This is a genomic window from Saccharopolyspora spinosa NRRL 18395, assembly GCF_000194155.1.
Classification (GTDB): domain Bacteria; phylum Actinomycetota; class Actinomycetes; order Mycobacteriales; family Pseudonocardiaceae; genus Saccharopolyspora; species Saccharopolyspora spinosa.
On the sequence record NZ_GL877879.1, the window covers coordinates 1841313 to 1845302 of the forward strand.

3 protein-coding genes and 1 pseudogene are annotated in these 3990 nt (G+C 64.5%); 1 reads left to right on the top strand and 3 read right to left on the bottom strand.

What is annotated here, in order from left to right; all coding sequences use genetic code 11:
• Positions 1 to 331 (bottom strand): WXG100-like domain-containing protein (locus SSPN_RS57115; protein WP_158309659.1); only part of this gene is annotated, 331 nt, incomplete at its 3' end.
• 641 nt (positions 332 to 972) lie between these two features.
• On the opposite strand from SSPN_RS57115, the gene SSPN_RS61805 reads away from it, so the two are divergent.
• On the top strand, positions 973 to 1104 hold the full coding sequence (locus SSPN_RS61805; protein WP_010311413.1) for a hypothetical protein: 132 nt from the start codon (positions 973 to 975) through the stop codon (positions 1102 to 1104).
• 506 nt (positions 1105 to 1610) lie between these two features.
• Here the strand turns inward: SSPN_RS61805 and SSPN_RS0127650 are convergent.
• Together SSPN_RS0127650 and SSPN_RS57120 are read right to left on the bottom strand one after the other, a co-directional pair.
• Positions 1611 to 1940, bottom strand: coding sequence for a hypothetical protein (locus SSPN_RS0127650; RefSeq protein WP_029535772.1), 330 nt, complete (start codon positions 1938 to 1940; stop codon positions 1611 to 1613).
• Positions 1941 to 2732: 792 nt separating this feature from the next.
• Positions 2733 to 3990: pseudogene (locus tag SSPN_RS57120) on the bottom strand (hypothetical protein); the annotation flags it as partial.

The window sequence follows — 3990 nt, forward strand, 5'->3', positions numbered from 1 at the left end:
CAGCGGTCGCCCCCGCCCAATACACCGCCCACGCCATCTCGAACGTCAACAGCTCCAAACCATAGATCGTGACCAGCTTCAGATACCGCACCTGCTGCGCCAGTTCCCGCACGAACGCCGCCAACTCCCGCAACGCCCCATCACCCGAGGACAGCAACCCATCAAAGATCTCCAGCCCGTCCGCGAACCGGTCCGCCGCCTTCCCCGAGAACTCCGTCCGCACCTTCCCCACCAACTCCGCCACGAATCCCCCTACCTCGCCCACTCCCACCGCACCCGACTCCAACGCATCCGCCACCGCGAACAACACACCCTCATCCGCATCCGTCATATCCTCACCGGTCAACCCCTGAAAAATGCGCCTGTCCTCCTCCGGCACCATGATCGACGAAAACATCACACCCACCCGACCCCAACGCCGCCAACACCCAAGGCAGCAACGACGTATACCGGAATCAGTCCTGCCGCCCCGCTGGGCGCCAGCACAGCGACCCACCCGCGCGGAGAAGCACAAAAACCCGATAGCCGGGCGGCCTCAGCCACCCGGCACCGAACCCAGGCAACACCTCTCACAACGAACACACGGCTACTTCAAGTAACAAGGTTCACCACGCCACTCGAATCCATGAAGGCGTCGCTTTCGCGGATATGCTCACGAGCGAAAAGAACACTACGAAACGTATTCGTACTCACGAGCCAAAGCGCATGACCCGGAGTTCGAACGGTGCGCTCTCCCGGCCCCGGGCATCCCCGAACCAATGCTCATGAACGCTAGCCCAGGTGTTTCATGCGGGTTGGTTTGATATAAGAGCCGGAAATGAGGCGAAGCACCTGTCCGGTAGGGGAAACTGGGATTGTCTAGGGTCCAGGTTCGTCGCATGCCGGGTTGGAATGTTGCGGGAACTGGCGCACGACACCGCGCTCATGGCTGGCATGACGGCCGCGCTGGCGGACACTTATGACGGTCCGTAAGTGCATGCACCGGGCCGGTTGTTCACCGATTTGGCGGTGGCGATCGCCGACGGCGCGGACTGCGTCCCGCACATCGAGATGTTCGACGATCGGCACGCGGTGTGCGGTCCGGTGGCCAGCATGCCCAGTTGACATGGATGCCGTCCGCCCACAAATCCACATAGTCCACTTCGGAGAAATTGTGTTCGGCGAAAGCATGGTGCTCGGTCCAGGGCGTGTGCAAGGTTGATCTGAGGGTAGCGGCGGGTTTTGTCGGACGCGAGACGAGGGCGCGGTTTCCGGTAGGAGATCATCGGGATGTCCAAGCCGTGACGGCCTATCCAGGAACCGCGCTCTTGTGTTCTTGGCTTCCCTGATTCGGGTTGCGCTTGACCGGCCCACCCCACAGTCGAGTCCTCGCGGGGTCGCGTGGACGGACTCTGGCGGGCTCTGGAGGCGGGTCCGGCACCATGATCGACGAAAACATCACACCCACCCGACCCCAATGCCGCCAAAACCCAAGGCAGCAACGAGGTATACGGGAATCAGTCCTTCCGCCCTGCTGGGCGCCGGCACAGTGACCCACCCGCGCGGTGACGCGCAAAAATCCGATAGCCGGGTGGCTTCAGCCACCCGGCTACGGGGCCAAGCCACATCACTCACAACGAACACACGGTTTTATAAGCAGGAAGGTTCACCGCGCTACTCGAATTCGGGAAGATGTCACTTTTGGACAGGCTACGCTGAGCGAAAGGGAAGCTGCGGCACGGATCACACATCAAAACGCGTGGCTGGTGCACCCGCTGCTTCATAGTTTCGACGTACTCACGCACACCGTTCGGATCGAATTCTGGCGGCAACGTCCTCAAATGCCGCTCCATTCGCTCCGCCAACTCAGCCAACCTCGTGATCCCGGCCGGCACGAACTTGGCCAACTCGGCCTGCAGCACCGCCAGCTCGGCACGCAACACCCGCTCCGACTCCCACAACGCCTCCCGATCCTCATCCCGGTCTTGACCCACACCCCGGTCGCAGCCAAAACATCAGCTTTCTCAGCGACCTCCCCCCTCTGCGGATCCAGCAGATCCACCACCTCACGCCCATCACGCTCTCCGGCATGCACCGCAATAATCTCGTGCGCACTACCATCAGCTCGCTGGTAAATCACCGGCACACCCACACCCACCGGCCCGCTCCGCACATACTGCTCAACCCCAGCAACACCCCCCACCCACCGAGCCTTCACCCAACACGATCGGCAGCAGCCTTCATCGCCTGGTACCGCTTCGCGTCATTTTCCTTCCTTTTTCGTTTCCGCTCCGCACTAGAGTCCTGCTGTGCTGCCTGCTCCGTCGCAGTGAGCACCCCACTCCCGCCCGGACTCCCGGAAACAGCCCCAACAGCAACGGTTGCATCCACCTTTTGCCGCTTTTTCGGACCCGTCACCTCGGCCGGCAACCCAGAGCCCCCACCCTGGCCCGGCCACCGGGAACCACTAGGCCGCAACACTTCCTCCCTGGTAGACCTGATCGTCGTCCCGGGCTGTGCGTCCCCGACCACCGACGCCGCCTGGCCAGACGTCGTCTGGGCAGCCGGTGTCTCTTCCCTGGCCACCATCTTCTGACCAAAGACCGCAATCACAGCCGACGAATCCGCCAGACCTGCCATACCCTGACCGCCCCCAGCTGGCACCAGGCCACCGGGCCCGCCCACCGGCCTGGGCCGAGAACCATCCGCGGCGAACACCATCCACCGCGGCCCGCGCCCGCCCTGTCCCTGCGTCATCGCGACAACATCACGCCCCACGCCCCGCGCCAGAGCCGAACCCTGACCAGTCGAGACCACCACACCCGCACCCGGATTGCCCTGCGCGACCAGCAGCACAGGCCCACCCGTGGAATCCGCGACACCACCCCGCACGAACTCCACCAACCCGCCACCAGCAACCTCATCACCACCAGACCGGCGACCGTCCCTCGCCCGATCGATCTCCCCGCGCAGATCCGTACCCGACCACTGCCCCACCACCGCTCGTCCCGACCCCGCCGGACCAACCGGAACAGCCGCCGAGGCATCCGCCAGACCAGCCACACCCCCATGCCCGCCGACCGGCACCGGAGCACCGGGCCCGGCCACCGGCCTAGCCGAACCATCCGCACCGAATACCGTCCACGGCCCGAACTCCAACCCGCCGCAGACTCCCCTGAGCGACCCGCCTGATCCTCCGGCCCGGCTCCGGCGTGGATGCTCAGCCCACTGCCCCGCGTGCCCAGCTGCTGCGCCTTCGGCTGGAGCTCCGCCAGCTCCGCCTCCTGCTCCCCAGTCAACGGCCCCTGCTCCTTCAACTCCTCCAATTCCGACGCCAGTACATCCAGCGGCCGGTCCCCCAACACACCAGAACCATCCACACCAGGACTGTCCACATGAGAAACATTCGCACGATAAATCGCCACATTAGATACTCCGGTCATGCCAGGAGCGTCCACACCAGACTCTTCAGGCACGCCATGCAACCCGGGCACGGCCTGATCGCCACCCGCAACCGGACTGTACGGCGGCGGCGGTGAACCCGGCCGGTCCGAACCAAAAACCGTTACCACATAAGGATATTCAGGTGGCGGCGTACCCAGCCGGTGCACGCCGGAACCCGGCACCGCCGGAACACCACCGGTCGCGTCCCCGCCCGTCACACTGCCACCAGCATCGCCCTTACCGCTGCCGTCGACACCCTCCGTACCGCCCTCAACGTGCGTGCTGTCCTTGCTGTCCTTGCTGTCCTTGCTGTCCTTGCTGTCCTTGCTGTCCTTGACCACGGGGTCTTTACCGGAGGGCACCGGCACCGCAGCCGAATCCACCGGCCCGACCGGGAAAACAGTGTCCACTTCAGACGGTTTCGAGCCATCCCAGGCGTCGGAGGGGGTTGAGGGGGTAGACGTGTTGTCCTTGCCCGGGGAGCCAGGGATGTTCCCTGTCTGCGCCCCGGACCCTGTCCCCAGCAGCGGGGCCTTCTCCGCACCGAACCCGCCACCATCGGTGGTC